We start from the raw sequence: 26,488 nt of genomic DNA, 5'->3' as shown, positions 1-26,488 counted from the left end.
GGGGTGACGCAACACGAGAGCGCTTTCTCGGCCACGCCACCGCAGTCTCACCCGCCGCGCAGTGGTCTGCTTCAGGTGAAACCACTATGAGACCAGTAAACAAAGACCGCGCTTGTAATCAAGCGTGAATGCGCGCTCCCATCGAGCGCCTGGATTCGCTTTGACACAGGGAAAGTTTGAACAAAACGACCCTTTGGCTCGGGCCCGGCGACACGGCCAACGCCGAAGATACCAATGCCATTCCACTTCGCGCACTTGCGCGGCGTTTGCAGACCAGTGGGGCGGCCGCCTCGACACCCAGGCCCCCAAGAAAACGCGCCGCTGAAGCCGAGTCCAGCGGCGCGCGCCACAAGTCTTGCGCTGCTCACTGCATGGCCGCAGCGAGCAGCGCCGGCCTCATTGCCCCAGCTTGGTGATGAAGCGGTTCGTGAAGCCCCAGGTACCGGCCTGGCCGTAGCTGTTGCAGGTTGGCGAGGCCCAGCCCGGTGCGCAGTCGTTGTCACGATCGAGCGACCAGAAGTGCACGCCCGAGAGCTTGTTCGTCAGCACGAAGCTCGACACGGTGTCGACATCGGCCAGCGTGAAGGTCTCGTCTTGCGTGTCGTTGCCGCCGATCATCGGCGTGATCTCGATCTGGCTGTACGGCACGCCCCAGTAGTTGTGCAGGTTGACGGCCGCCTGCACCGCCGACTTGCCCATGTTGCACTTGCCGTTTTCCACCACGCAATTGGTGGGCGTGGTGCTGCCGTAGTCCATCGTCATCAGGTTGATGATGTAGCCGGTCAGGCCTTGCGCCTTGATCGAGTTCATCGTGCGCACGCCCGCATCGCCCAGGCTTTGCGGCGAGCTGCCGCCCAGCGTGGCCAGCGTGAAGCTGAAGCGCAGGTTCGGGTGCTTGGACTGGGCCGCCTTGACGCGCGCCACCAACCCGTCGATCACCGCCTGGCTCTGGCCAGCCTCGATGTCGAAGTCGATGCCTTGCAGCATGGTCGAGTTGTAGGTCGAGATGAACTTCTCGAAGCCCGCGTCCGAGCCGCAGCTGAACGAGCCCGCCGCCCCGCCGGTCGAGATGATGTACTTCTTGCCCGCGGCAACCCACTTGGACACATTGGCCGCAACCAGCGCCGCCGGCGTGACGCCGGCCCAGTTCTCTGAGCCGCACTCGCCGGTGGCGAAGGCCCAGGTCGCCGACTTCTGCTTGGCCGGCATCACGCTGAGCACCGGCTGCAGCGAGCCGGTGACCTTGGTCGACAGCTCGTTGGTGTTCCAGTTCAGGTTGACGGTGATGTCCTTGTACGAGCCAAACACCAGCGCGCCCGGGGGCGGTGGCGGCGGCGCGTCGCACTTGGTGGTCTTGCTCCACGGCTGGCCGCTGCCGGGCAGGCCGTTGTGGGTGGACGGCTGCTGGTTCAGCGTCTGGGCCTGGGCCTCGTAGCCCACGGCGTTCTCGGTCACCAGCGCCGCCTTGGGGTAGGTGTAGGTGCCCGTCCACGGGTCGCACGGGGCCGGTGCGGGCGGCGGCGGGGGTGGCGGCGGCGGCGTGCCGGTGCAGCTGGCGATCTTGGTCCACGGCTGGCCGCTGCCGGGGCCGCCGTTGTGCGTGGCCGGGTCGTCGCCCTGCGTCCACCAGTTGGCCTTGTAGCTCTGGCCACCCTGGGTGGCCGTGTCGTCCTTGAGGTAGACAGTGCTGGACGACCAGGGCTGGCACACCGGCGCGGCGGCGTTCGAGACCGGGGCCACCGCCGACTTCACGGCATGGGCGCTCGGCACACTCAACATGCCGGTGGCGGCCACCGCCGCAGACAGCGCGGTCAACCAGTCGAGACGTTGGCGCCGTTGGCTGGCGCCTTCTGATGTGGACATGACGGGCTTCTCCTTGAGAGATGACTTCACTTCGCCGCCACGCCCCAACGGCCAGCGGCCAGCGCAGTCTGCGCGCACGTGCAACCAAATGCTTCAGGTGAAACCACTATAGAACCAGTAAACAGTCTTCACTGGCTTTCGGCGATCGAGCGAGTACTTTCGTATCGCCGCATCGACCATCGATACGCGCCATCTTCATAGGTAATTTCAGAATCCACAGGACGGCAACGGCATCCTCACTCGCCCACATCACTCGGCTCTCTCAGAGAAATACCAATTTAGAACCAATCAATCGAACCGGACACAACCAGCCGGCTGAGCAAAGCCAAGCGGATCGTGTTTGACAGCCATTTTTTATTGTTTTACAGTAAATTCAATGCGCCCCAGCCTGCCCCCGCACCCGTCCGCCCCACCCGTCGCCCGCCCGTTGACCGATCGTCTTCGGCGCTTGTCACGCTGGGTGCGTGGCCTGGTCTTGCTGGCCGCGCCCTCGCTGGCGGCCACGCCGGTGCTGCTGCTCACCGCCCCCGACGCCTTGCTGGCCATGGGCTTCAGCGACATGGCGGGCATGAACCTGCAGCACCTCGCGCAAGGCGGCTTGACGCTGGCGGCGCGGGTGCGCATGGCGGCCGTGACCTTGCTGCCGGTGGGCCTGGGCCTGGCGCTGCTGTGGCAGCTGTGGTCGCTGTTCGGCGAATACCTGCGCGGCCACGTGTTCGGTACGCGCGCCCTGGCCTGCCTGCGCCGTTTCGCCACCTTGCTGTTTGCGTTGTCGCTGGCGCAGCCGCTGGCCGAGGCGCTGATGTCGGTCGCCGTCTCGTGGGACAACCCACCGGGCCAGCGCCAACTGGTGGTCATGCTCAGCTCGAGCGACTATGCGCTGGTGCTCGGCGCCTTGGTCTTCATGGCGATTGCGCGCGTGATGACCGAGGCCGCGCGCGTGGCCGAAGAGAACGAGGGCTTCGTATGAGCCTGAGGCCGGGCCACCCCCAGGGCGCATGCCGCCCGCCCGCAAGCCATGGGGTGCCGTGATGGCGATCGTCGTGCATCTCGACGTGATGCTGGCCAAGCGCAAGATGCGCTCGCGCGAGCTGGCCGAGTACGTGGGCATCACCGAACAGAACATCTCGCTGCTGAAGTCCGGCAAGGTGCGGGGCGTGCGCTTTGACACGCTCGAGCTGATCTGCCAGGTGCTGCAATGCCAGCCGGGCGACTTGCTGGAGTACCGGCCCGATGACGAGCCGAGTTGAGCGCCCCGCCGCGCTGCCGAGCCGCCGGCGCCCCGGTGCGGCGCTGATGGTGCTGGGCCTGCATGCGCTGCTCTTCCTCGCGCTCGCCCACACGATGCGTGAGCGCCGGGTCGACGTGCGGCACGACCGGCCGCCGCTGGTGTGGGTGCAGCCGCTGGCGCAGGCCGCGGCCCAGCCGCCCACCCTTCCTGCCCCGCCCCCGCGGCCGGCCGCCGCGCAACGGCCGCGGCCAGTCGACCCGCCCGCGCTGCCCCGGCCCGCCGCGCCCACGCTGCCGCCAGCCCACGAATCGACCTGGGTCGAGCCGGCGCCGGTGGTGAGCGCCGCGCCACCGGCGCCCGCAGCCTCGGCCCCGCCGGCCGAGCGCCTGCTGGACAGCGCGGCCACGCGCGCCGCCATCCGCCAGACGGGCCGGCAAGCCTTGTTGCACGAGCGCGCGGCCGAGGCCACCGGCACCCCGATCGAGCGCACCGACACCGCGCTGGCCCGGGGGGTCGCCGAGGCCACCATCCCCGACTGCCTGAAGGACCCGAAGGCCGCCAGCGGCCAGATCGGGCCGATCGCCCTCGGCGGCATCCTGGGCCTGCCCTTCCTGGCGGCCCGCGTCGCGAGCGGGCGCTGCGCGAAATGACGCTGGCCCACCCCCAAGCCCGCCCCGCCCCCACCCCGGAGACATCGCCGATGCGACACCCCCAAGCCCTCGGCTGGCTGCTGGCCGCGCTGCTGCTGCAACCGGCCCTGCTCTGCGCCGAAGAGGGCGCCCAGGCCGGCTCGTCAGTGGAGACGCCGGGCGAGACCCAGAGCGTCACGATCACCGCCGAGCCCGCGCAGCCGCTGAATAGCTACCGCGCCTTGCATGTGGGCCTGGCGGCCTTCGATCGCACGCGCCGCACACACGGCCCCGAGGCCCAGCTGCGTTTTCGGCTGCTCGCCGCCGCCGACGACAACCGGCCGCAACCGCTGCCGCCCGGGGTGCAAGTCGTCTTGCGCGGGGCGCAGGCCACGTTGCCGCTGCCGCTCGATGCGCAGGGGCGGTTCGCGCTGCCCGACGACGCGTTCTGGCTCGGCGAGCAGGCCGAGGTCGACATCAACCGGCACGGTGGCTTCGGCTGGTTCCCCGACGTGCGCACGCCCGGCGTGCCGCCGAACAGCCGGCGCCTGGGCGACCTGCGGCTGGAATGCACGGTGTTGACCGAGGTGCTGAAGTCCGAGGCGCACTGGCTGCGCCGCGCTGCGCTGACCGTGGTCACGCTGGGCGGCGACCTGTGCGCCGTTAAATTCGGCCGTTATGTCGCCACCGCCGGCCAGGCCATCCGCGGCGCGCAGCTGCGCAGCCAAGGGCGAACGCTGGCATTGACGCTGGTGTCGCCCTACGACTTCGAGGTCCCGCTGGCCGACGCGAGCTGGCCCGACGATGCGCTGATCGAGTTCAGCTTCCCCGAGGCGGTGCCGGCCTCGTCATGACACCGTTTCCCCCGGGCGCCTCACCCCCGGGCCCGCGCCCTGTCCTCTTCCTGCAGCCGCAGCACGCGCCGCTGCACCTTGCCGGTGGTCGTCATCGGCAAGGCGTCGATGAACTCGATCTCTTTCGGGTACTCGTAGGGCGCCAGCTGGCCGCGCACGTGGCGCTGCAAGTCGGCCACCAGCGCGTCGCTGCCGTTGAAGCCCGGCGCCAGCACCACATAGGCCTTGACCAGCGCGCCGCGCTCGGCGTCGGGCTTGGGCACCACCGCCGCGTTGGCCACCGCCGGGTGCTTGACCAGGCAGTTCTCGACCTCGCTCGGCCCGATGCGGTAACCCGCAGCCTTGAACACGTCGTCGCTGCGGCCCTGATACCAGAGGTAGCCGTCGTCGTCCATCAGCGCGGTGTCACCGGTGCGGCACCAGCTCGAAGCCATATCGCCCGTGAACTTGGCGCGGGTCGCATCGGCGCGTTTCCAGTAGCCGAGAAAGAACACCGGGTCGGGCCGGCCGTGCACGTCGAGCCGGTGCACCGCCACGTCGCCCGGGGTGCCACGTGGGCATTCGTGGCCGTCGTCGTCGATCACCGCGACACGGTGGCCGGGGTAGGCGCGGCCCATGCTGCCCGGGCGGGCCGGCCAGCCGATGCACGGGTGGCCATCGGTGCCCATCGTCTGGCTGCAATTGCCGACGATGTAGTTGATCTCGGTCTGGCCGAACATCTCGTTGACCGTCAGGCCCAACTCGTCGCGGCACCAGTTGAACACCGCGTCGCCGACGGCCTCGCCGGCGCTCATCACCGCGCGCAGACGCAGGCCCGGGTAACGCTCACGCGGGTGCGGCACGGCCTTCATCATCGCCTTCAGCGCGGTCGGGAAAAGAAAGGTGTTGCTCACCCGGTGCCGCTGCATCAGCTCGAACGCGCGCTCGGGGCCGAAGCGGCCCTGGAAGGCGACGATCGGCACGCCGAAGTACAGCGCGGGCAGCAATGCGTCCATCAGCCCACCGGTCCAGGCCCAGTCGGCCGGGCTCCAGAACACCGCATCGGCCGGCGCGCCGCCCGGGCCGAGCTTGCGCTTGGGTGCTTTCCCACCCCCGCGCAGCCAGTTCTGGCTGCAAACAAAACCGCTCAGGTTGCCGATCAGGGCCCGGTGCGGGATCAGCGCGCCCTTGGGTGGGCCGGTGGTGCCGCTGGTGTAGATCAGCACCGCAGCGTCGTCGGCCTGGGTCTTGCGAGCGGTGAAGGTGGCGGCCTCGCGCGCCAGGGCCGCGGCCCAGTCCAGGTCGCCCTGGCCGGCGGCCTCGCCCACGGCGAGCACGGCCTTCAAGTGCGGGCATTGCGCCCGCACGGCCTGCAGGTTCGCCATGGCCGATTCGTCGACGATCGCGACCCGCGCCTCGCTGTCGTTCAGGCGGTATTCCAGCGCGTCGGGCCCGAACAGCATCGACAAGGGCATCGCCACGGCGCCGAGCTGGTAGATGGCCATGTGCGCGACCGCGGTTTCCACACGCTGCGGCATCACCACCGCCACCCGATCGCCCGGTTTCACGCCCAGCCGGCGCAGCGCATGGGACAACCGGTTCGCCGCTGCCTGCAGCTCGGCATAACGGTGCAGTGTCACGCGCCCGTCTTCGCGCTCGGCGCGGATCGCCACCGCCTGCGGCCGCTCGCGCGCCCAGCGCGCGCAGCAGGCCTCGGCGATGTTGAATCGCGCCGGCACGCGCCAGCGAAAACTGCCGTGCCAATGCGCGTAGCGATCTGCGGCGCTCGCGCCATCGGGATTCGCACGGTCAACCGAAACCGAAAGCTCGTCGTTCATCCTGCCAAGCGTACGGCCAGCCGAGGCGCCGGCCCACCGGGCGGACCCTGCAAATCTGCAGCTTCACCCTGCTTCACTCCCCAAACCCACCCACCATGCCCCCACGCTTCGCGCCGCTGCGCACCCTGACCCTCGCCTTGCTCTGCGCTTTGCCGATGCTGCCTGCCACCGCGCAGAGCCTGCGCGACCCGGCCTGGGAGGCCCTGCTCGAAAACGACCGCCACGCCGAGCTGGAAGCCCAGGCCCGCCAACGCCTGAAGGCCGAGCCGGGCGACCCGCAGGCCACGCTGGCACTGGGTTTCGCGTTGCTGGCCGATGCCCAGCCGGCGCAGGTGGACGCCGCGGTGCCGGTGGCCGAGGCCTGCATCGCACGCCACCCCGACGCCGGCGAATGCCACTACGTGCTCGGCACGCTGCTCGGCGCCCAGGCGCTGCGCGCCGGCATGTTCAAGGCCATGAGCTTGGCGGGCCGCATCCGCGAATCGTTCGAAAAGGCCGTCGCTCTGCAGCCTGACGCCTTCAACCACCGCGTCGGCCTGATGCAGTTCTACATGGCGGCGCCAGGCATTGCCGGTGGCGGCATGGACAAGGCGCGCGAGCTGGCGCGCAGCACCGAAGCCAGGCAGCCCGAACAGGCCCGCTGCCTGCGCGCGATGGTCGCGATCAGCGAAGACAAGTTCGACGAGGCCGAGAAGCTGCTGTGGGCCGTGCAGCCCGGCAACGACAACGCGCTGCGCTCGGCCGTCTATGCCAACCTGGGCCAGATCGCCGTGCAAAGGCTGAGCAACAAGCAGCCCACGCAAGCCCAGTCGCTTTTCGAGCGGTTGGCCCAGGCCGACCCCACCCGCGCCTTCGCCGTCTACGGCCTGGGCCGCGTCAAGACCGAGAGCGGCGCGCCGCAAGAAGCACTGCGCTTGTTTGCCCAGGCCCGCACGCTGCGCGGCCAGCTGTCGCTGCCGATCGACTACCGCGAGGCGCTGGCCTGGCTGCAACTGGGCGACCTGGCCAAGGCGAAGGCGCTGCTGCAGAAGTTCGTCAGCGCCGGCCGCGGCCACCCCAAGAACCTCGAAGACGCCAAGGCGCGACTGGAGAAGCTGTGAACCCCCACGCCTGCTTCGGCGGGCTGCCGCCCCGAAGGACACTGACATGAACACCACCACTCAAGCGATGTTCGCCGCGCAGCAGGGCTTCGACGTGCGTGTCGACTGGGGCATGCCGGGCCTGCGTAACGTGGCCGCGCTGTGCCCGGCCGTCGTGCTGGTCGACGTGCTGTCGTTCTCGACCTGTGTCGACATCGCCTGCGCGCGCGGCGCCGAGGTGCTGCCGTATCCGCACAAGGACGAATCGGCGGCAGCGTATGCGGCGCAGCGCCGCGCGCTGCTCGCCGGGCCGCGCGAACACGGCGGCTACTCGCTGTCACCGGGGTCGCTGCAAGCGGCCACGCCGGGCTTGAAGCTGGTGCTGCCTTCCCCCAATGGCAGCTCGCTGGCCCGCGCCTGCCACGCGCCGACGGTGATCGCCGGCTGCCTGCGCAACGCCAGTGCCGTGGCCGCAGCGCTGTCACGCAGCAGCGATGGTCCCGTGGCGATCATCGCCGCGGGTGAGCAATGGCCCGACGGCAGCCTGCGCGTCGCACTCGAAGACCTGATCGGCGCCGGCGCCATCGTGCACGCACTGCCCGGCAGCAAGTCACCCGAAGCGCTGGCCGCCGAGGCTGTCTTCCTCGCCGCCCGCGATCACCTGCTCGACAAGCTGACCGCCTGCGCCTCGGGCCGCGAACTGGTCGAGCGCGGCTACGCCGACGATGTGCGCCTGGCGTCGCAGCTCAACAGCAGCAGCTGCGTGCCGCGGTTGGTGGATGGGGCGTTTCAGTGGGAGGCGGCGCTGCGCTGATCAGGCCTGGCCGAACTTCGCCAGCGCATCCCCCGCCACCCGGCAGATGCGCCAATCCGGCATCACCGTCGCGCCCATCTTCTCGTACAGGCGGATCGCGTTCTCGTTCCAGTCGAGCACGCTCCATTCGAAGCGGCCACAGCCGCGTTCGTTGGCGATGCGGCCCAGGTGCTTCAGCAGCGCCTGGCCGATGCCCAGGCCGCGGTGGGCCTGCTTCACGTAGAGGTCTTCGAGGTACAGCCCCGGCTTGGCCAGAAAGGTCGAGAAGTTGGTGAAGCACAGCGCGAACGCGCCGACCGAGCCATCGGCCATCTCGGCCACCCAGGCCTCGGCCACCGGCTTGGGGCCGAACAGGTGCGGCGCCAGCGTCTCGGGCGTGGCCTGCATCAGGTGGGTCAGGTGCTCAAACTCGGCCAGTTCGCCGATCAGGCCGACGATGGCCGGCACATCGCGCGGCTCGGCGGCGCGCAGGGTGAACGCGGAAGAAGCGGTAGGAGGGGTCATGCGAACGATTCTGTCACCCCCGCGGCAGCGCGATTTCGGCGCAGCCCCTACATTCCACCGCATGGATTCGCTTGCCACCCCCTACTCGCCCCGCCGCCCCGGCACCGACCGCCACGTGCCGGTGCGCGGGCTCGACTACCACGTGATCAGCTGGGGCGACCCCTCGCTCATCACGCCCGACAAGCCCGCCTTTTTCATGGTCCACGGCTGGATGGACGTTGGCGCGTCGTTCCAGTTCGTCGTCGATGCGCTGGCCGCGCTCGAAGGTGAATCGCGCTACATCCTCGCCGCCGATTGGCGCGGCTTCGGCCTGACCCGCGTGCCGCCGACCGACACCTACTGGTTTGGCGACTACGTGGGCGACCTCGACGCGCTGCTGCACCACGCCGACCTGGGCTTGAACGGTGACGCACCGGTCGACCTGCTGGGCCACAGCATGGGTGGCAACGTGGTGATGAGTTATGCCGGCGTGCGGCCCGAGCGCATCCGCCGGCTGGTCAACCTCGAAGGCTTCGGCCTGCCCGAGACCAAGCCGCACCATGCGCCCAAGCGGCTGCGCCAATGGTTGGACGAACTGCGCACCGAGGCCTCGCTGCGCGACTACGCCAGCGTGGGCGCGGTGGCCGAGCGGCTGATGAAGAACAACCCGCGGCTCGACGCGGCGCACGCCGCGTGGCTGGCGCAGCACTGGGCCGAAGAGCGCGCGGACGGCCGCTGGCACATCCTGGGCGACCCGGCCCACAAGCGCGCCAACCCGATCCTCTACCGCAAGGACGAGATCGTCGAGACCTGGAAGCTGATCACCGCGCCGGTGCTGTGGGTCGAAGGCAACGAGACCGACGTGACGAAGTGGTGGGGCGACCGCTACCCACGCGCAGATTTCGAAGCGCGGCTGGCCGCGGTGCCGAAGGTCGAGCAAACCTTGCTGACCGACTGCGGCCACATGCTGCACCACGATCAGCCGGAAGTGCTGGCCGAACGCCTGCGCGCCTTCCTCGACGCTACGGCTTGAGCGTGCGCGGGTAACGCAGGTTGTCGACAAAGGCTTCGATGGCCGGTGGTGGCCTGGGTGTTAGCAGGCTCACGAGCACCGTCACCGCCAACCCCACCGGCACGCCGAAGATGCCGGCCGACACGGGCTGGATGCCCCACCACAGCGTGGCCGGCCCGCGCAGGTGCAGCAGATCTCGCAGCCACGGCTGGGTGATCGCCAGGTACCAGCTGCACACGCCCAGCCCGGCCAGCATGCCGGCGCCGGCGCCCCAACGGTTGGCACGCTTCCAGAAGATGCCCAGCACCAGCGCCGGGAAGAAGGCCGATGCGGCGAGCGAGAACGCCGCGGTCACCAGCAGCAGGATGTCGGCCGGCCGCCGCGCGGCCACGAAGGCCGCCGCCAGCGCCACCACCAGCAGCAGCACCTTCGAGATCATCACGCGCCGCGCGGTCGGTGCGTCGGGGTCGACCATGCGGCCATAGAAGTCGTGCGACAGCGCGTTGGCGATGGTCAGCAGCAGGCCGTCGGCGGTCGACAGCGCCGCCGCCAGCCCACCGGTGGCCACGAGGCCCGACACCACATACGGCAGGCCGGCGATCTCGGGCGTGGCCAGCACGATGATGTCGCCGCCGATCTTCATCTCGGCCAGCTGCAGGATGCCGTCGCGGTTGACGTCGACCACCGAGACCAGCGACGGGTCGACCTTGGCCCAGTTGGCGATCCAGGCCGGCAACTGGTCGAACGGCGTGCCGACCAGCGAGGTGAAGACCTCGAACTTGACCAGCACCGCCAGCGCCGGCGCGGTCACGTACAGCAGGCCGATGAACAGCAGCGACCAGACCACCGACTCGCGCGACTCGCGCACCGACGGCGTCGTGTAGTAACGCGTCAACACGTGCGGCAGCGCGGCGGTGCCCATCATCAGGCAGATGACGAGGGCGAGAAAGTTGTTGCGCGAATCTTCGTAGGCGCGGCGCGCGGTGGCGTCGCCGTTCGGGTCGCCGGCGTAGGGTCGGGCGTGGTCGGGCATGCCGCCCAGCGGGCGGGCGCGCTCTTCCAGCTCGGCGCGTTCGCGGGCCCAGGCCTCGGCGGTGGCGGCAGGGTCGCGCGAGAGCGCCGTCAGCGCGCGCTCGGCGGCCTGGATCTGGCGCTGCGGCGCGTTCACCGCCTTCAGCGAGTCGAGCAGGCGCTCCATCGCCGCGCGCTCGGCCGCCACGGCCTGCGGCACATCCTGCAGCTTGGTGCCCAGCTCGTCGGCCCGCCGGCGCAAGGTGGTGATCACCTGCTGCTCTTTCGGGTCGGCCTTCAGCCGCTCTTCGGCCTGGCTGACCTGCTGCAACTGCTGGCCGTAGACGGCCTGCGGCACCGGCACGCCCGTCTGCTTGACGCTCAGCCACACCACCGGCACCATGTAGGCGACGATCAGCACGATGTACTGTGCGACCTGCGTCCAGGTCACCGCCCGCATGCCGCCGAGGAACGAGCAGACCAGGATGCCGCCCAGGCCGAGGAACACCCCGACCTCGAACGACGCGATGCCGGTCAGCCGCGTGGTGATCAGCCCCACGCCGTAGATCTGCGCGACCACGTAGATGAACGAGACCAGCACCGTCGCCGCCACGCCGATCTGCCTTGCCAGGTTGCCTTCGTAGCGCACGCCGAGAAAGTCGGGGATCGTGTACTGGCCGAATTTGCGCAGGTACGGCGCGAGCAGCAGGGCCACCAGCACGTAGCCGCCGGTCCAGCCCATCACGAAGGCCAGGCCGTCGTAGCCGCCCAGGTACAGCGTGCCCGCCATGCCCAGGAACGACGCAGCGCTCATCCAGTCGGCCCCGGTGGCCATGCCGTTGTACATCGCCGGCACGCGGCGGCCGGCCACGTAGTACTCGGCCGCCTCGGTCGTGCGGCTGACGATGCCGATCACCGCGTAGACCACCACCGGCGCGGCCAGGAAGACGAAGCCGATCCACTTCTTGGGCAGGCCGTAGCGCTCGGCCATCACCATCACCAGCACGAACAGCACGAAGCACAGCGTGTAGGCCGCGTAGATGCGATGCAGCCGGCTGCGAAACAGCATGCTGGCCCGGCGGCTGGCGGTGGGCGCGTGGGGCTCGGCCATCAGGGCCTGTTCCCACTACGCAAGCCCGTGCGAACGGGCCGTGCAGGGATGCAGGGCAAGGCGCCTGCCGCCGCCCAGGCTGGTGCCTGGGCAAGGTGGGCAACGACGCCATGCGCCCTGCACGGCCCGTTCCCGAAGGGTTGCCACCAGAACAGCCGACCGCGGCGTTGCAAAGCCTCGCCGGGGCTGAACCCCGGCGAGGCTTTGCGCCTTGCGCTCGACTTGTTCTGATGGCAACGCATCGGACTTCCGTAGTGTGAACAGGCCCTAGTCGAGTTCGTCCAGGTCGTGCGCTTCGTCCAGCCGGCGGGCCGCCCAGGCGTACAGCCCGACCAGCAGCAGGTAGACCAGCACCGCGCCCTGGGCGCCAACCCAGAAGCTGAACGGCCAGCCGAAGAAGTTGAAGCTCAGCGCCCGGGCCTGGAAGGCCACGCCGAAGGTGACCCCGGCCCAGACCAGCAGCAGGCCCGCCGTCAAGCGCCGCACCGCCCGCCAATGGGCCTGGCGACGCGCGAGCGCGGTGGTCGAACTGTCGCTGGCATCAACCGTCATCGCGGGCAGGAAGGGCGAAAGGACCGTGGACAAGGCCGCCGGCGCGGGGCACGGCGGATCGCGGGTCATTGTGCCGGCGCAGGGGCCCGCCGCCCATTCGCAGCCACCCTGGGAAGCCCGGCCTGCGCACGCGGCGGCGCGGCTTGAGCGAAAATGCAGGGTTTGACAAGAACTGGACACGCGTCATGGACATCGAACGCATCAACGCCATTGGCACCTCGCTGGCCGATCTGACCCAGCGCACCCTCGATCTACGGGGGTATCTTTGACTACGACCGCAAGGTCCTGCGTCTGAGGGAAGTCAACGCGACCCTCGAAAACCCCGACATCTGGAACGACCCCAAGCGGGCCCAGGAACTGGGGAAGGAAAAGAAGGCCCTCGACGAGGTCGTCGAGACCATCGACCACCTGACGAGCAACCTGTCGGACAACACCGAGTTGTTCGAGATGAGCAAGGCCGACGACGACCTGGACGGCCTGCAGGCGATCGAAGCCGAAGCCGCCTCGCTGCAGGCGATCGTCGAGAAGCTCGAGTTCCGCCGGATGTTCAGCAACCCGGCCGACCCGCTGAACTGCTTCATCGACATCCAGGCCGGCGCCGGTGGCACCGAGGCCTGCGACTGGGCCGGCATGCTGCTGCGCCAGTACCTGAAGTACGCCGAGCGCAAGGGCTTCAAGGCCACGATGGAAGACGAGACGCCGGGTGAAATCGCCGGCATCAAGAGCGCCACGATCAAGGTCGAGGGCGACTATGCGTTCGGCCACCTGCGCACCGAAACCGGCGTGCACCGCCTGGTGCGCAAGAGCCCGTTCGACTCGGCCGGCGGCCGCCACACCTCGTTCGCTTCGCTGTTCGTCTACCCCGAAGTCGACGACTCGATCGAGATCGAGATCAACCCGGCCGATGTGCGCACCGACACCTTCCGTGCCAGCGGCGCCGGCGGCCAGCACATCAACAAGACCGATTCGGCGGTGCGGCTGACGCACATCCCGACCGGCATCGTCGTGCAGTGCCAGGACGGCCGCAGCCAGCACAGCAACCGCGACGTGGCCTGGCGGCGCCTGCGCTCACGGCTGTACGACCATGAGATGCGCAAGCGCATGGAAGAGCAGCAGAAGCTCGAAGACACCAAGACCGACGTGGGCTGGGGCCACCAGATCCGCTCGTACGTGCTGGACCAGAGCCGCATCAAGGACCTGCGCACCAACGTCGAGATCTCCAACACGCAGAAGGTGCTGGACGGTGACCTCGACGCGTTCATCGCAGCGAGCCTGAAGCAGGGGCTGTGATCGTCGTTTGACCTCCCCAGCGGCCCGGCAAGGGCCGCTTTTCATTTACAGCTTCCATGCACGTCGCCTTCTTCGCTGAACAGCTGTACTACCTGCCCCAGTTCGCCCCGGTGGTGCGAGCGCTGGTCGCGCGCGGCCACCGCGTGACCACGCTGCTGCGGGTGGACGAGAAGCTGCGCGGCGTGCCGCTGACGATCGACCTGCCGGCCGGTGATTCGCACACGCTACAGCGCGTCGACACCCCCGCCGAGGCCTACGCCGCGCTGCGCAGCCTGGCGCCCGACTGGGCGGTGTTCGGCAGCTTCCTGGCCGAAGACGAAAGCCTGGCGCCGAACACGCGCACCGCGCTGGTCTACCACGGCATCGGCGTCAAGAACGTGCTGTTCGACCCGCGCCTGAACCGCTTCGACCTGCGCTGCGTCGAGTCGCAACGGGTACTGGACGAGCTGGTCGCGCGCGAGCCCGGCGTGCGTGACCGGCTGGCGTTGGTCGGCTTCGCCAAGCTCGACCCGCTGCTGCCGGTGCAACCCGCGGCCCCCTCGGACCCCGCAGCACCGGTGTTGCTGTACGCACCGACCTTCTACCCCTCGTCGCTCGAGCTGATGCCCGAAGACCTGCAACGCCTGGTGCCGGGCGCGCACTGGATCGTCAAGCCGCACTTCTTCTCGTGGGTGGTGCCGCAGTATGCGAAGCAGCGTGAGCGCATGAAGCGCTGGGCCGATGCCGGCATCGAGGTGCTGGGGCCCGAGCGCTACGACCTGGTGCCGCTGATGGCTCGCGCCGACGTGCTGGTCAGCGATGCGTCGAGCGCATTGTTCGAGTTCGCCGCGCTGAACAAACCCGTGGTCTGGTGCCGCTTCTTGAAGCTGCGCTGGAGCTACCGCGGCCTCTTCGCCTGGCGCTACAAGCAGCGCATCGACCCCAACACGCCGCGCTACGAAGCGGTGGCCTACGGCGCCGACACGCCGGCGGCGCTGGCCGGCGTGCTGCAGCAGGCGCTGGCCGACCGGCGCAGCGGCAAGCCACCATCGGCCGAGCGCGAGGCGCTGATCGAGCACCTGATCGGCCCGCGCGACGGGCAGACCTCGCAGCGCATCGTCGACGCACTGGAGCAGCGCCGCGCCTGATCAGGGTATTTGACGTATGACTTCGATGATTTCGGTGGTCGAGATCGACGGCGTGCGCGGCAGGTAGACCACCTCGCAGATCGACTTGAACTCGTCGAAGCGGCCAGCCCAGTCGTCGCCCATCACCAGCAGCGAGGCCCGGTGCTCGCGCAGGTAGTCGCCCTTCTTCTCCAGCGACTCCTCGATGAAGACCTCATCGACGCAGCGCAGCGCGCTGATGATGTGCACGCGGTCTTTCTGGCTGTAGATCGGGCGCCGGCCCTTCTTCGAGAAATTCAGCTCGTCGGACGACACGCCGACGATCAGCTGATCGCCCAGCGCCCGCGCGCGTTCGAGGATCAGCACATGGCCGACGTGCAGCACGTCGAAGGTTCCGAAGGTCACGACACGGCGCATGGCAAGACTCTCAAGTGGGACGATAGTCGCCGTCGAGGTTGTTGAACTGGTGCTTGCTGCAGTGTTCGAGGAACGCGGCGTCGGCGGCGTGCAGCTCGGCGGGCACCTTGTTCGAATCGCTTTCGCGCCGCTCGGCCTGCCAGCCGAAGGACGGGCGCACGAAGCGGTTGGCGACCGCGAAGTCGACCGCGTCCTGGCTGACCTCGCCGGCAGCCAGGCCGCTGTAGAGCGCTTCGAACCACAGGCCTTCGTGCGGGTGGCCGCGGGCGATCCAGGGCTGCGTCGAGCGGCGGGTGTAGTGCACCAGGCAGGTCGCCGGCTCGTGGTGGTCCAGCGCGTTCCAGTGGCGCGGCATCGAGCCTTTCAGCCAGACGGTCTTCAGCTTCATCAGCTGGTGGTAGTCGTAGCGGCCAGCGTCCAGATCGTCGGCAATGCGCTGCGGCTCCCAGGCTTGCAGCTTGTCACAGCGCAGCAGCATCACGCTGGACGCATGGCTGCCGGTGCGGCCGTCCGGCCCTTTCTCGGTGCGCCGCATGATGCGGGCGCCAAAGTGCATCGGCAGGTCGTTCAACGCCGCGATGTCGCGCAGCACCACCTGGTCCGAGTCGCAGTAGATGGCCCGGCCGCGCCAGCCGGCCAGCATCGGCACCGCAAAACGCTGAAACGAAAACGGCGTCACCGGCCGGTTCTCGGGCTTCTTGGGCACCGGCAGGCCGGGCGCGGTCAACTCGCCGATCGAGCGCACCTCGACCGGCCGCGAGGCATGGCGCTTGATCGACCAGCGCAGGACTTCGAACATCAGCCGGTGCGAATGCACCGCGCCGACAAACACGCGAATGGGTTCGGTCATCGGGGGATTCTGTCAGGGACCGGCCACCGCCGGCGGCTCAGGCCGCTTGCGTTGCGTCAAAGACCTGGACACCGGCCGCATCGTAAACGCGCTGCGCGCCGGCTTCGAAGGCGCTCGGGGCGGCCGCAGCACTCGGCAACCGGTAGACGCGCAGGCCCCGGCCCAGCAGCGACAAGCTCAGCAGCGCGGTGGTCAGCGTGCCCACCACCACGGTCTGGTCCAGCAGGGGCGCCAGCACCTCGGCGGGCAGCCGCGCCGGCACCTCGATGCACGCGGCCTCGGGCAGGCCCAGCTGCTGGTGCGCCGGCTGGGCCGCATGGGGGTGCGATTTCAGTGCCACGGCCTGGCCGCGCTCGGCATGGTCACGCACCAGCCGGGCCAGCCGCTCTTTCAACGCGGCGTCGGCCTGCAAGAACCGCGGGTGCGGCAACAGCAGCAGCAGGCCGAGGCCCGCGCAGGCAAGCGCATCGAAACCCGCCAGGGCCGCGGCCGCGACGCAGGTCTGCCGCACCGCATCAGCGGCAAACCAGGCGGGTTGCAGCGCTTGCACCGGCTTGCCGGCAAGCCCGGCATGCACCTGGCCGGGCAGCAGCACATACGCAGACTGCACGGCCTTCGAGCCGCCCACCAGCGCCGGCCGCTCCACCGGCAGGCCGTATTTCAGGCTGCGCCGCCAGTTCGACAGGCGTTCGAGCCACGGCGCCATCGCGTGCTGGTGCGGCAGGTAGCTGTACAGCCCATCGTCGATGTAGACGCGCCGGGCCTGTGGGCAGCCGCACCTCGCGGCGTAGAACTCGAGCCGGTGGTCCATGCCGACGGCGATGGTGGCGGGCGCGATCCGCGCGGCCTGCGCACTCATCTCGCGCAGTTGCGTGCGCGCCGCCGCCGACCCGCGCAGCGCGGCGAAGCGGGTGACCTTCACCTCGATGGCGGTGGACTGTTCGAGCGCCTCGCCGAGGTAGTCGCGTGCACCGGGCGGCTGGTCGATCAGCCACAGGTGCTTGGGCGCCTGCCGCATCGGCCCGGCCATCAGGCCCAGCGCGAAAAAGGTATGCAGCGGCGTGGACGCCAGGAACAGGCACGCCCCGCTGCCCGCTTCACTGCCATCCATCACAATCGCCACAGAAGCCGGGTTTGGCGCCGCCATCACCCGAGGAGTATGCATGAGGAACATTCCATGAGCGGTCAGCCGCTGCCCATCGTGTGCATGGCGTTCGGCGAGCCGCACCCGATGACCGACACCTACATCGAGCGCCTGTACGGCATGCTCAAGCGGCACTGCCACCGGCCGTTCGAGTTGCACTGCTACACCGATTCGGCGCGCCCGCTGCCGGCGGGCGTGATCCGGCACGACTGCTCGGGCTGGACCGAGCTGGACCGCCCAGGCATGCGCGGCACGACCCGCAAGCTGGGCCTGTTCAACCCCGACTACCTGCCCTTCGACGAGTTCCTCTACCTCGACCTGAGCCTGGTGATCCGGCGCGACATGGAAGAGATGCTGTCGTTCGCCTTCGGCCACCCGGCCGACCTGGTGATCGTGCCGAACTGGCACTACGAAGGCTTCAACTCGTCGGTGATGCGCATCCGCCGTGGCGGCCTGCGCAAGGTCTACGACGCCTTCGTGGCCGGCGAAAGCTACAAGCAGAAGGTGCTGGGCGACCAGGAGTTCACCCTCAACGTGGTCCGCGCCCACGGCTTGCGCGACCGGGTGGCGCTGTTCCCGGTGGAGCAGATCGTCAGCTTCAAGAAGACCGTGCGCCTGGGCCGGCACAACGCGGCCCAGGGCCGGGCCCGCATCGCCGGCGCCACGATCGTCAAGTTCCACGGCGACCCGAAGATGCACGAGGCCTTCGGCTTCTGGTACCGCCTGACCAAGGTGCGGCTGAAGGAGCTGGTGCGTGGCCACCTGTCGCCGGTGATCCCGATCGACGAGTTGCGGCGGCAATGGACGGGCGAAAGCTCGTCTTGAGCGCTGCGCCATTGGTGAAAGCCCCGCCTAACGGGCGAATTTCTCATCAATTGGCTCATTTGCTGGCTGGCAACCCGGCCGGTTTCAGAACCCGGCCAGCCAGTAAACTGCCGGGTTGGGCCTACCCGGCCTCAGCCACGGCTGCGTTGCGCTTTGCGCCATGCCGTACCGCGCGCACCGTGACGCGGTTGCGCCGCCGCTGCATCACTCCCGCGACCCACAACGTCAAGACACACCATGCGCGAAGGCACTGCCCCCCTCATTCGCCGCGAAGACTATCTCGCGCCCGCCTACTGGATCCGCAGCGTCGACCTGACGCTGGACCTGGACGCCGCGAAGACCATCGTCGCCAGCAAGCTCACGATCGAGCGCAACGGCACCCAGCCGGTGCAGCCGCTGCGCCTGCACGGCGAAGAGCTGAACCTGCTGCGCGTGCTGGTCGATGGGCAGAGCGTCTCGTTCCGCCATGAAGACGACATGCTGGTGATCGACGCACCGGCGGCCGACCACTTCGTGCTGGAGATGCGCAACACAATCTCGCCGGAGAAGAACACCCAGCTGAGCGGCCTGTATGCCTCGGGCGGTGGCCTGTACACCCAGTGCGAGGCCGAGGGCTTCCGCCGCATCACCTATTTCCTCGACCGGCCCGATGTGATGGCGGTCTACACCGTCACGCTGCGCGGCGACAAGAAGAAGTACCCGGTGCTGCTGAGCAACGGCAACCTGGTCGAGCAAGGCGAGCTCGACGGTGGCCGCCACTTCGCCAAGTGGCACGACCCGTTCCCCAAGCCCAGCTACCTGTTCGCACTGGTCGCGGCCGACTTGGTGGCGCGCGAGCAATGGGTGCGCACCCGCGGCGGCAAGGACCACCTGCTGCAGATCTTCGTCAGGCGCGGTGACCTGGACAAGACCGAGCACGCGATGAACTCGCTGATCGCCTCGGTCGTGTGGGACGAAGCCCGCTTCAACCTGCCGCTGGATCTCGAGCGCTTCATGATCGTCGCGGTCGACGACTTCAACATGGGCGCGATGGAGAACAAGGGCCTGAACCTGTTCAACACTAAGTACGTGCTGGCCAGTGCCGCGACCGCCACCGACGCCGATTTCGACGGCATCGAGAGCGTGGTCGGCCACGAGTACTTCCACAACTGGACCGGCAACCGCATCACCTGCCGCGACTGGTTCCAGCTGTCGCTGAAAGAAGGCTTGACGGTCTTCCGCGACCAGGAATTCAGCATGGACATGGCCGGCAGCGCGTCGGCCCGCGCTGTCTGCCGCATTGGCGACGTGCTGCGCCTGCGCGAGTCGCAGTTCCCCGAAGACGCCGGCCCGATGGCCCACCCGGTGCGCCCGGACGCCTACCAGGCGATCGACAACTTCTACACCTCGACCGTCTACGAAAAAGGCGCCGAGGTCGTGCGCATGATGCACACCCTGGTTGGCCGCGAAGGCTTTGCCAAGGGCATGGCGCTGTACTTCCAGCGCCACGACGGCCAGGCCGTGACCTGCGACGACTTCGCGCAGGCCATTGCCGACGCCAACCCCGGCAGCGCGCTGACCCAGCAGCTGGACCTGTTCAAGCGCTGGTACGCCCAGTCCGGCACACCGCACCTGGTGGCGCGCGGCCAGTACGACGCCGCCAACGCGACCTACACGCTGGAGCTGTCGCAAACCAACCCGGCCACCGCGGCACAGCCGGTCAAGCAGCCGCAGCTGATCCCGGTCGCGATGGGCCTGGTCGGCCGCGCCAGCGGGCGTGCGCTGCCACTGCAACTGCAAGGTGAAGACGCCGCCGTCGGCACCGAGCGCGTGCTGGTGATGACCGAGGCGACGCAGCGCTTCGTTTTCACCGGCATCACCGAAGACTGCGTGCCCTCGCTGCTGCGTGGCTTCTCGGCCCCGGTGGTGCTGGACGACGGCCTGACCGACGCCGACCGCCTGGTGCTGCTGGCCCACGACAGCGACCCATTCACGCGCTGGGAGGCCGGCCAGAAGCTGGCCTTGTCGCGCCTGCTCGCGGCACTGCGCAGCGGCACGCTGGAGCTGGACGAGCCGTTCATCCAGGCGATGCGCACCGTGCTGCGCGACACCACGCTGGATCCGGCCTTCAAAGAACTGGCGCTGGTGCCGCCCTCCGAAGGTTACGTGGCCGAGCAGACCACCGAGGTCGACCCGCAGCGCGTGCACGCGGTTCGCGAATCGATGGTGCAGCAGCTGGCGGCCCGCCTGAAGGACGACTGGGCCTGGGCCTTCGAAGCGCACCAGGTGCGCGAGGGCTATCAGCCGACCGCCGCCCAGTCCGGCAAGCGCGCGCTGGCCAACCTGGCGCTGGCGATGCTGGTGCGCCACGCCGTGGCCACCGGCGACACCGTCTGGCCGGGCCGAGCGTTCCAGCGCTTCAAGGACGCGTCGAACATGACCGACCGCCTGGGCGCGCTGCAGGCGCTGGTCAACGCCCACGCCGAGCTGGCTGCGCCGGCGCTGGAGCGCTTCCACGCGCTGTTCCGCCACGAGCCGCTGGTGCTCGACAAGTGGTTCATGATCCAGGCCCGCGCGCCCGAGCGCGACGGCCGCGTCTTCGCGCAGGTCAAGCAGTTGCTGAAGCACCCCGACTTCACGCTGCACAACCCGAACCGCGCGCGCTCGTTGCTGATGGCGCTGGCCTTCTACAACCCGGCGGCTTTCCACCGCGCCGATGCGGCCGGCTACGTGCTGTGGGCCGATCGCGTCGTCGAGCTCGATGCGATCAACCCCCAGCTCGCCTCGCGCTTCGCTCGCGGCCTGGACCGCTGGCGCGCGCTGGCCGAGCCGTACCGCTCGGCCGCCCGCGAGGCGATCGCCCGCGTCGCCGCCAAGACCGACCTGTCCGGCGACACCGCCGAGATCATCAACCGCGCGCTGCAAGACTGAAGGTTTCGATTCATGAGTTCACGCATCAGCCTCACCCAGTACCTGGTCGAGCAGCAACGCGAGCACGGCCACATCCCGGCGCAGCTGCGGCTGCTGATCGAGGTGGTCGCACGCGCTTGCAAGAGCATCGCGATCTCGGTCAACAAGGGCGCGCTCGGCGAGGTGCTGGGCACCGCCGGCTCCGAGAACGTGCAGGGCGAAGTCCAGAAGAAACTCGACATCATCTCGAACGAGGTGCTGATCGAAGCCAACGAATGGGGCGGCCACCTGGCGGCCATGGCGTCGGAGGAAATGGACTCGATCCACGTCGTGCCCAACCGCTACCCGCAAGGCGAGTACCTGCTGCTGTTCGACCCGCTCGACGGATCGTCGAACATCGACGTCAATGTCTCGATCGGCACCATCTTCTCGGTGCTGCGCAAGGTCAACAACCAGCGCGGCATCAGCGAAGAAGACTTTCTGCAGCCGGGCAAGCAGCAGGCGGCCGCCGGCTACTGCGTCTACGGCCCGCAGACCACGCTGGTGCTGACCGTCGGCCGCGGTGTCGCGATGTTCACGCTCGACCGCGAGCAGGGCTCGTGGGTGCTGACCGAAGAAGACGTGCGCATCCCCGAGGACACCAAGGAATTCGCGATCAACATGTCGAACCTGCGCCACTGGGACGCCCCGGTCAAGCGCTACATCGACGAATGCCTGGCCGGCAAGGAAGGCCCGCGCGGCAAAGACTTCAACATGCGCTGGGTTGCCTCGATGGTGGCCGACGTGCACCGCATCCTGTGCCGCGGCGGCATCTTCATGTACCCGTGGGACAAGCGCGAGCCGGACAAGCCCGGCAAGCTGCGCCTGATGTATGAGGCCAACCCGATGGCCTTCCTGGTCGAGCAGGCCGGCGGCATTGCCACCAACGGCCACCAGCGCATCATGGACCTGGTGCCGACCAAGCTGCACGAACGCGTCAGCGTGGCGCTCGGCTCGAAGAACGAGGTTCAGCGGGTGACCGACTATCACAACGAGGCGGGCCAGTAACCCAGCGGCCATGGAGGCGGCACCCACGGGCCGAGCGACGGGCCGCTCCCTAGCCGGCCCGCATCCCCTCGGGGGATCGCATGATGTACCCATCGGGCGAGGGGCTCCATGAACACCGACTACATCTACTGGACGTTCACGGCGGCAGCGCAGTGCGTGTCGACCTTCGTCGCGCTGCTGCTCACCGGCTACGCGCTGGTGCTGTCGCAGATCGAAGCGGCGCGCGACCGCGACGACACCTTGCAGGAGCTGCACGCCGTGCTGCGCGCCAGCTACCACGCGCGGCTGACCGTGCTGGCGTGGCTCACGGCGCTGGCGGTGATGCTGAGCCTGCTGGTGGTCTGGGACAACCGCAACGACCACATGGCCCCGATGTGGCTGATGAGCGCGGCGGCGGCCTTCGACGTGATCGCCATCGTCGCCGGCCTCGGCTTCGTCGTCACGATCATCGACCCGGCCAAGTACCAAAAGGCCGCCGAGCGCGAGCTCGAGCAGCAGCAACAGCAGCAGGCCCCGGCCGAGGTGCGCAGCCGCACCTCGGCCGAAGAATTCTTTCGTGCTTTTCGCCAGCTCGAACGAGCGCTGCGCGAGCAGCTGCGGCGGCTCGACCTGGTGGGCAACGAGCGTGACGGCAAGAACGCCGGCAGCGTGCGCCAGATGGCCGCCGCGCTGCTGGACAACGGCTCGATCAGCGACGACCTGCACACCGAGCTGCTGCAGCTCGGCAAGTACCGCAACCTGGTCTTTCACGGCCACGTGCGCGAGGCCGACGCCGGCATGGTCGAGCGCGTGACCCGCGCCACGGCCAAGGTGCGCCAGCTCGGCTGAGCCGCTCGCGGGGCGACCCGCGCCCACCCGGCCCTCACGGCCCTCACGGCGATAGGGCACAAACCACGCAGCGTCACCGTGCAGCCCCAGAATCGGCTGCATGAAGAAGCGACTGCGCACCACCACCTGGGCCAAGGCCTTCGAGCGCAACCTGGCGGCCATGACCCGCACGGCCACTCGGTCGGGCACCCTTGCGCTCGCGCAAGCGATCAAGCCTGTCGTCGCCCGTCGCACACCGCCACCGGGGCCGGGGGCGTGGATCGCCGGGGTGGCCGTCGGTTCGGCCGGCGTCAGGCGGTTCAGGCTCTACCGCCCACCCGATGTGAAGATCGGCGAGCGTTTGCCGCTGGTGGTGATGCTGCACGGCTGCGACCAGGATGCGAACGCGTTCGCGGCCAGTACACGCATGAACCGCGTCGCGATGCGCGAGCGGTTCCTGGTGCTCTACCCCGAGCAAGATCGCCTGGCCAACCCCCGAGGCTGCTGGAACTGGTTCGACACCGGCAACGGCCGCGCCTATGCCGAAGCCGCGCTGATCATGAAGGCCATCGACCAGGTCTGCCTGCTGCATCCGGTGGACCGCGCCCGTGTGGCCGTTGCCGGCCTGTCCGCCGGCGCCAGCATGGCCGCGCTGCTGGTCACGCGGCACCCGGAGCGCTTCAAGGCCGTGGTGATGCACTCGGGCATCCCGCCCGGCACCGCGCACTCGTCGATGTCGGCGCTCGGTGCGATGCAAGGCCTTCGGCGCACCCGGCCGCTGGCGACCACGCCGGTCACGATGGCGGCCGACTGGCCACCGCTGCTGGTGATCCATGGTGATGCCGACATCGTCGTCTCGCCGCACAACGGCCACGCCGCGGCGCAGGTCTGGGCCGACGCCGCCGGCGCCCAGCCGGCGCGTGCCCGCAGCGTTCGGCGCGGCCAGCGCTACCCGATGGCGGTGACGGACTTCAAGCGCCAAGGCAAGACGGTGGCGACCCTGGTGGCGGTGGGCGGGCTGGCCCATGCCTGGAGCGGCGGCGCCGCCAGCAAACCCTTCAGCGACCAGCGCGGGCCCGACGCGTCACGCATGGTCTGGGCCTTCGTGGCCAGGCAGTTCAAGGGCTGACCGCGCCTCGTTGACCGACGGCCAACATCGCCGGCGCGCGCTGCGCGGGAACATCGCTTGCCGGATGCGGGCTTCCGACATCAGCCCCGCAGGAGTTCCCCATGCCGAAGCCGGCCCCGACACCCGAGAAGACATCGACCGCGCCGCAGTTGCGCAAGGCCGGCAGCCAAAGCGCCGCGCAGCAATCAACCGGCGGCCCGTCGCACCTCGTCGGCGACGATGGCACCGACCTCCCCGCCCAGCACGCCGCGGGCGTGCAGGCGCTTGCCGGCGCCCGGCCGCACAACGCCAACAAGGCGCTGGAACATGGGCTCGACCATGGCCACGAGCCGCCCGTGGGCGAGACGGCTGAGCCGGTGGCGCCGTTCGTCACCGCCAGCACGCTGAGCGAAAGCAACGCCTCGGCGAAGCTGGGCCCCGGCGTGCCGCCGGCCGGCCACAACCCGAACAACGGCCCGCTCGACCGGGTGCGGTCCGATGCCGGCGGACGGGCGCTGACGACCAACCAGGGCGTGCGCATCGGCGACAACCAGAACACGCTGAAGGCCGGCTTGCGCGGGCCGGCGCTGCTCGAAGACTTCATCCTGCGCGAGAAGATCACCCACTTCGACCACGAGCGCATTCCCGAGCGCGTCGTGCATGCGCGCGGCTCGGGCGCCCATGGCTACTTCGAGTGCACCCGCGCGATCCCCGAGCTGACGCGGGCCGCGCCGTTCCAGGCCGACGGCCAGCAGACACCGGTCTTCGTGCGTTTTTCCACCGTGGCCGGCGAACGCGGGTCGATCGACACGGCGCGCGACGTGCGCGGCTTCGCGGTCAAGTTCTACACCAACGAAGGCAACTGGGACCTGGTGGGCAACAACATGCCGGTGTTCTTCATCCAGGACGCGATGAAGTTCCCCGACCTCGTGCACGCCGTCAAGCCCGAGCCACACCACGGAATGCCGCAGGCCGCCTCGGCGCACGACACCTTCTGGGATTTCGTGTCGCTGATGCCCGAGTCGACCCACATGCTGATGTGGGCGATGTCGGACCGCGCCATCCCGCGCAGCTACCGGATGATGCAGGGCTTCGGCGTTCACACCTGGCGCCTGGTCAACGCGGCCGGCGAATCGGTGTTCGTCAAGTTCCACTGGAAGCCGCTGCTGGGCACCCATTCGCTGGTCTGGGACGAGGCCGTCAAGCTGGCCGGCGCCGACCCCGACTTTCACCGCCGCGACCTGCGGGAGGCGATCGAGGCCGGCGAGTACCCCGAGTGGGAACTGAGCCTGCAGGTGTTCACCGAAGAACAGGCCGAGCAGTTCAGCTTCGACGTGCTGGACGCCACCAAGCTGGTGCCCGAAGAGTTGGTGCCGCTGCAGTCCGTCGGGCGCATGGTGTTGAACCGCAACCCCGACAACTTCTTCGCCGAGACCGAGCAGGTGGCGTTCTGCGTGGCCCATGTCGTGCCGGGCATCGATTTCACCCACGACCCGCTGCTGGCCGGCCGCATCCACTCGTATGTGGACACCCAGATCAGCCGCCTGGGCGGGCCCAACTTCCACGAGATCCCGATCAATGCGCCCATCGCCCAGGTGCACAACAACCAGCGCGACGGCATGCACCGCCAGGCGCTGCACCGCGGCCGCGTGGCGTATGAGCCCAACTCGCTGGGCGGCGGCTGCCCGTTCCAGGCCGGCAGGCAGGGCTTCGTGTCGTTCCCCCAGCCGGTCGAGCAGGACAAGATGCGTGGCAAGCCGGAAAAATTTGCCGAGCACTACAACCAGGCCACGCTGTTCTACGACAGCCAGACCGAGACCGAGAAGCGCCACATCGCGGCCGCCTTCCGCTTCGAGCTGAGCAAGCTCACCGTGCCCGCAATCCGCGAGCGCATGCTGGCCTCGCTGGCCAACGTGTCGGGCCGGTTGGCCGCCGAGGTGGCCGAAGGCCTGGGCATGGATGTGCCGCCGCCGCTGCCGCGCGCGATCGAGGTGCCGCCCGAGCCGGAGGTGCGGCAATCGCCGGCCCTGTCGCTGACCGCCCTGCCCGGTGAGCGTGGCATCCGCTCGCGCAAGGTGGCGATCCTGGTGGCCGACGGCTTCGAAGCTGAACTGCCGGCCGCCGTGGCCGCAGCGCTGCTCGAAACAGGCGCCACGTCACGCTATGTGGGCCCGCACGTTGGGCGCACCCGCACCGCAGCAGGCCAGGCCATCGAGGCCGACGCTTCGCTCGAGAACTCGCCCAGCGTGTTGTTCGATGCGGTCGTGCTGCCAGGCGGTGAAGCGGCCGTGCAGGCGCTGCGCGCCGACCCCCACACGCTGCCCTTCATCCGCGATGCGTGGCTACACGGCAAGACGATCCTGTCCATCGGCGCGTCGTCGGCCTTGCTCGGGGCGGCCGGCGTGGTGGCCACGCTCGCCTCCGGTGAGCCCGACCCGGGCATCTCGCAGGTCGGCCCGCAAGACGCGGCGCAGGCCTGCGCGTGGCTGGTCGAGGCGATGGGCCGGCACCGCCACCCCGAGCGCGAGGCGGCCTTGCCAGCGTGAGCT

General features: G+C 69.1%; 23 protein-coding genes. 15 read left to right on the top strand and 8 right to left on the bottom strand.

Annotated features, from left to right (window positions below; genetic code table 11):
• Positions 1 to 396: 396 nt before the first annotated feature.
• A complete protein-coding gene (locus ACE3SG_RS02430) occupies positions 397 to 1,863 on the bottom strand; it encodes a glycosyl hydrolase (RefSeq protein ID WP_374562349.1) in 1,467 nt (488 codons plus the stop codon).
• A gap of 427 nt (positions 1,864 to 2,290) precedes the next feature.
• Here ACE3SG_RS02430 and ACE3SG_RS02425 point away from each other — a divergent pair, with 427 nt between their 5' ends.
• The 4 genes from ACE3SG_RS02425 to ACE3SG_RS02410 all read left to right on the top strand — a co-directional run bounded on the left by ACE3SG_RS02425 (position 2,291) and on the right by ACE3SG_RS02410 (position 4,577).
• Entirely contained in the window at positions 2,291 to 2,833 is a 543-nt protein-coding gene (locus ACE3SG_RS02425; RefSeq protein ID WP_374562348.1) for a DUF2975 domain-containing protein, read from the top strand.
• A 61-nt stretch (positions 2,834 to 2,894) separates the two neighbouring features.
• Positions 2,895 to 3,113 (top strand): helix-turn-helix domain-containing protein, encoded by a 219-nt coding sequence (locus tag ACE3SG_RS02420; protein WP_374562448.1) that lies wholly within the window; start codon positions 2,895 to 2,897, stop codon positions 3,111 to 3,113.
• Positions 3,097 to 3,744, top strand: coding sequence for a hypothetical protein (locus ACE3SG_RS02415; protein ID WP_374562347.1), 648 nt, complete (start codon positions 3,097 to 3,099; stop codon positions 3,742 to 3,744). The genes ACE3SG_RS02420 and ACE3SG_RS02415 overlap by 17 nt, the downstream gene beginning before the upstream one ends.
• Before the next feature lie 50 nt (positions 3,745 to 3,794).
• Entirely contained in the window at positions 3,795 to 4,577 is a 783-nt protein-coding gene (locus ACE3SG_RS02410; RefSeq protein ID WP_374562346.1) for a hypothetical protein, read from the top strand.
• Positions 4,578 to 4,597: 20 nt separating this feature from the next.
• Here ACE3SG_RS02410 and ACE3SG_RS02405 read toward each other — a convergent pair whose 3' ends face one another.
• Positions 4,598 to 6,394: an acyl-CoA synthetase gene (locus ACE3SG_RS02405; RefSeq protein WP_374562345.1), complete on the bottom strand. Its 1,797-nt coding sequence runs from the start codon at positions 6,392 to 6,394 to the stop codon at positions 4,598 to 4,600.
• A 95-nt stretch (positions 6,395 to 6,489) separates the two neighbouring features.
• On the opposite strand from ACE3SG_RS02405, the gene ACE3SG_RS02400 reads away from it, so the two are divergent.
• Together ACE3SG_RS02400 and ACE3SG_RS02395 are read left to right on the top strand one after the other, a co-directional pair.
• Complete coding sequence (locus ACE3SG_RS02400; RefSeq protein WP_374562344.1) at positions 6,490 to 7,494, top strand: tetratricopeptide repeat protein; 1,005 nt, start codon at positions 6,490 to 6,492, stop codon at positions 7,492 to 7,494.
• A gap of 46 nt (positions 7,495 to 7,540) precedes the next feature.
• A complete protein-coding gene (locus ACE3SG_RS02395; protein WP_374562343.1) occupies positions 7,541 to 8,287 on the top strand; it encodes a 2-phosphosulfolactate phosphatase in 747 nt (248 codons plus the stop codon).
• On the opposite strand, the gene ACE3SG_RS02390 is transcribed toward ACE3SG_RS02395, so the two are convergent.
• Positions 8,288 to 8,791, bottom strand: coding sequence for an N-acetyltransferase family protein (locus tag ACE3SG_RS02390; protein WP_374562342.1), 504 nt, complete (start codon positions 8,789 to 8,791; stop codon positions 8,288 to 8,290).
• A gap of 61 nt (positions 8,792 to 8,852) precedes the next feature.
• Between ACE3SG_RS02390 and ACE3SG_RS02385 the strand changes: the two genes are divergently transcribed.
• Positions 8,853 to 9,803 carry an alpha/beta fold hydrolase gene (locus ACE3SG_RS02385; RefSeq protein ID WP_374562341.1) on the top strand — a complete coding sequence of 317 codons (951 nt, stop codon included), beginning with the start codon at positions 8,853 to 8,855 and terminating at the stop codon, positions 9,801 to 9,803.
• On the opposite strand, the gene ACE3SG_RS02380 is transcribed toward ACE3SG_RS02385, so the two are convergent.
• Both ACE3SG_RS02380 and ACE3SG_RS02375 read right to left on the bottom strand, forming a co-directional pair.
• Positions 9,793 to 11,904, bottom strand: a complete 2,112-nt coding sequence (locus ACE3SG_RS02380) for a VC_2705 family sodium/solute symporter (RefSeq protein WP_374562340.1) — start codon at positions 11,902 to 11,904, stop codon at positions 9,793 to 9,795. The two genes, ACE3SG_RS02385 and ACE3SG_RS02380, sit on opposite strands and share 11 nt — an antisense overlap.
• A 267-nt stretch (positions 11,905 to 12,171) precedes the next feature.
• Positions 12,172 to 12,456: a DUF4212 domain-containing protein gene (locus ACE3SG_RS02375; RefSeq protein WP_374562339.1), complete on the bottom strand. Its 285-nt coding sequence runs from the start codon at positions 12,454 to 12,456 to the stop codon at positions 12,172 to 12,174.
• A 185-nt stretch (positions 12,457 to 12,641) separates the two neighbouring features.
• On the opposite strand from ACE3SG_RS02375, the gene prfB reads away from it, so the two are divergent.
• A protein-coding gene (gene prfB, locus ACE3SG_RS02370) for a peptide chain release factor 2 (RefSeq protein ID WP_374562338.1) occupies positions 12,642 to 13,746 on the top strand; the annotation gives its coding sequence in 2 pieces (ribosomal slippage) (positions 12,642 to 12,722 and positions 12,724 to 13,746; 1,104 coding nt in all).
• 56 nt (positions 13,747 to 13,802) lie between these two features.
• Positions 13,803 to 14,873, top strand: a complete 1,071-nt coding sequence (locus ACE3SG_RS02365; RefSeq protein ID WP_374562337.1) for a CDP-glycerol glycerophosphotransferase family protein — start codon at positions 13,803 to 13,805, stop codon at positions 14,871 to 14,873.
• Here ACE3SG_RS02365 and ACE3SG_RS02360 read toward each other — a convergent pair whose 3' ends face one another.
• The 3 genes from ACE3SG_RS02360 to ACE3SG_RS02350 are packed head-to-tail and all read right to left on the bottom strand — an operon-like array spanning position 14,874 to position 17,230.
• Positions 14,874 to 15,269, bottom strand: a complete 396-nt coding sequence (locus ACE3SG_RS02360) for an adenylyltransferase/cytidyltransferase family protein (RefSeq protein WP_374562336.1) — start codon at positions 15,267 to 15,269, stop codon at positions 14,874 to 14,876.
• 10 nt (positions 15,270 to 15,279) lie between these two features.
• Positions 15,280 to 16,119 carry a hypothetical protein gene (locus ACE3SG_RS02355; protein WP_374562335.1) on the bottom strand — a complete coding sequence of 280 codons (840 nt, stop codon included), beginning with the start codon at positions 16,117 to 16,119 and terminating at the stop codon, positions 15,280 to 15,282.
• Between the two features lie 37 nt (positions 16,120 to 16,156).
• Positions 16,157 to 17,230 carry a hypothetical protein gene (locus tag ACE3SG_RS02350; RefSeq protein ID WP_374562334.1) on the bottom strand — a complete coding sequence of 358 codons (1,074 nt, stop codon included), beginning with the start codon at positions 17,228 to 17,230 and terminating at the stop codon, positions 16,157 to 16,159.
• Between the two features lie 66 nt (positions 17,231 to 17,296).
• Between ACE3SG_RS02350 and ACE3SG_RS02345 the strand changes: the two genes are divergently transcribed.
• From ACE3SG_RS02345 to ACE3SG_RS02320, 6 genes are all read left to right on the top strand, one after another.
• Positions 17,297 to 18,088, top strand: coding sequence for a hypothetical protein (locus ACE3SG_RS02345; protein WP_374562333.1), 792 nt, complete (start codon positions 17,297 to 17,299; stop codon positions 18,086 to 18,088).
• Positions 18,089 to 18,325: 237 nt separating this feature from the next.
• Positions 18,326 to 20,998, top strand: a complete 2,673-nt coding sequence (gene pepN, locus ACE3SG_RS02340) for an aminopeptidase N (RefSeq protein WP_374562332.1) — start codon at positions 18,326 to 18,328, stop codon at positions 20,996 to 20,998.
• A 12-nt stretch (positions 20,999 to 21,010) separates the two neighbouring features.
• Positions 21,011 to 22,024, top strand: coding sequence for a class 1 fructose-bisphosphatase (locus ACE3SG_RS02335; protein ID WP_374562331.1), 1,014 nt, complete (start codon positions 21,011 to 21,013; stop codon positions 22,022 to 22,024).
• 108 nt (positions 22,025 to 22,132) lie between these two features.
• Entirely contained in the window at positions 22,133 to 22,852 is a 720-nt protein-coding gene (locus ACE3SG_RS02330) for a hypothetical protein (RefSeq protein WP_374562330.1), read from the top strand.
• Between the two features lie 100 nt (positions 22,853 to 22,952).
• Complete coding sequence (locus tag ACE3SG_RS02325) at positions 22,953 to 23,960, top strand: PHB depolymerase family esterase (RefSeq protein WP_374562329.1); 1,008 nt, start codon at positions 22,953 to 22,955, stop codon at positions 23,958 to 23,960.
• Between the two features lie 101 nt (positions 23,961 to 24,061).
• Positions 24,062 to 26,485, top strand: coding sequence for a catalase (locus ACE3SG_RS02320; protein ID WP_374562328.1), 2,424 nt, complete (start codon positions 24,062 to 24,064; stop codon positions 26,483 to 26,485).
• Positions 26,486 to 26,488 lie beyond the last annotated feature (3 nt).

This window comes from Ideonella sp. (genome assembly GCF_041914305.1).
In the GTDB taxonomy this organism is placed as follows: domain Bacteria; phylum Pseudomonadota; class Gammaproteobacteria; order Burkholderiales; family Burkholderiaceae_C; genus Ideonella.
This window is presented reverse-complemented; position numbering and strand designations above follow the sequence as displayed.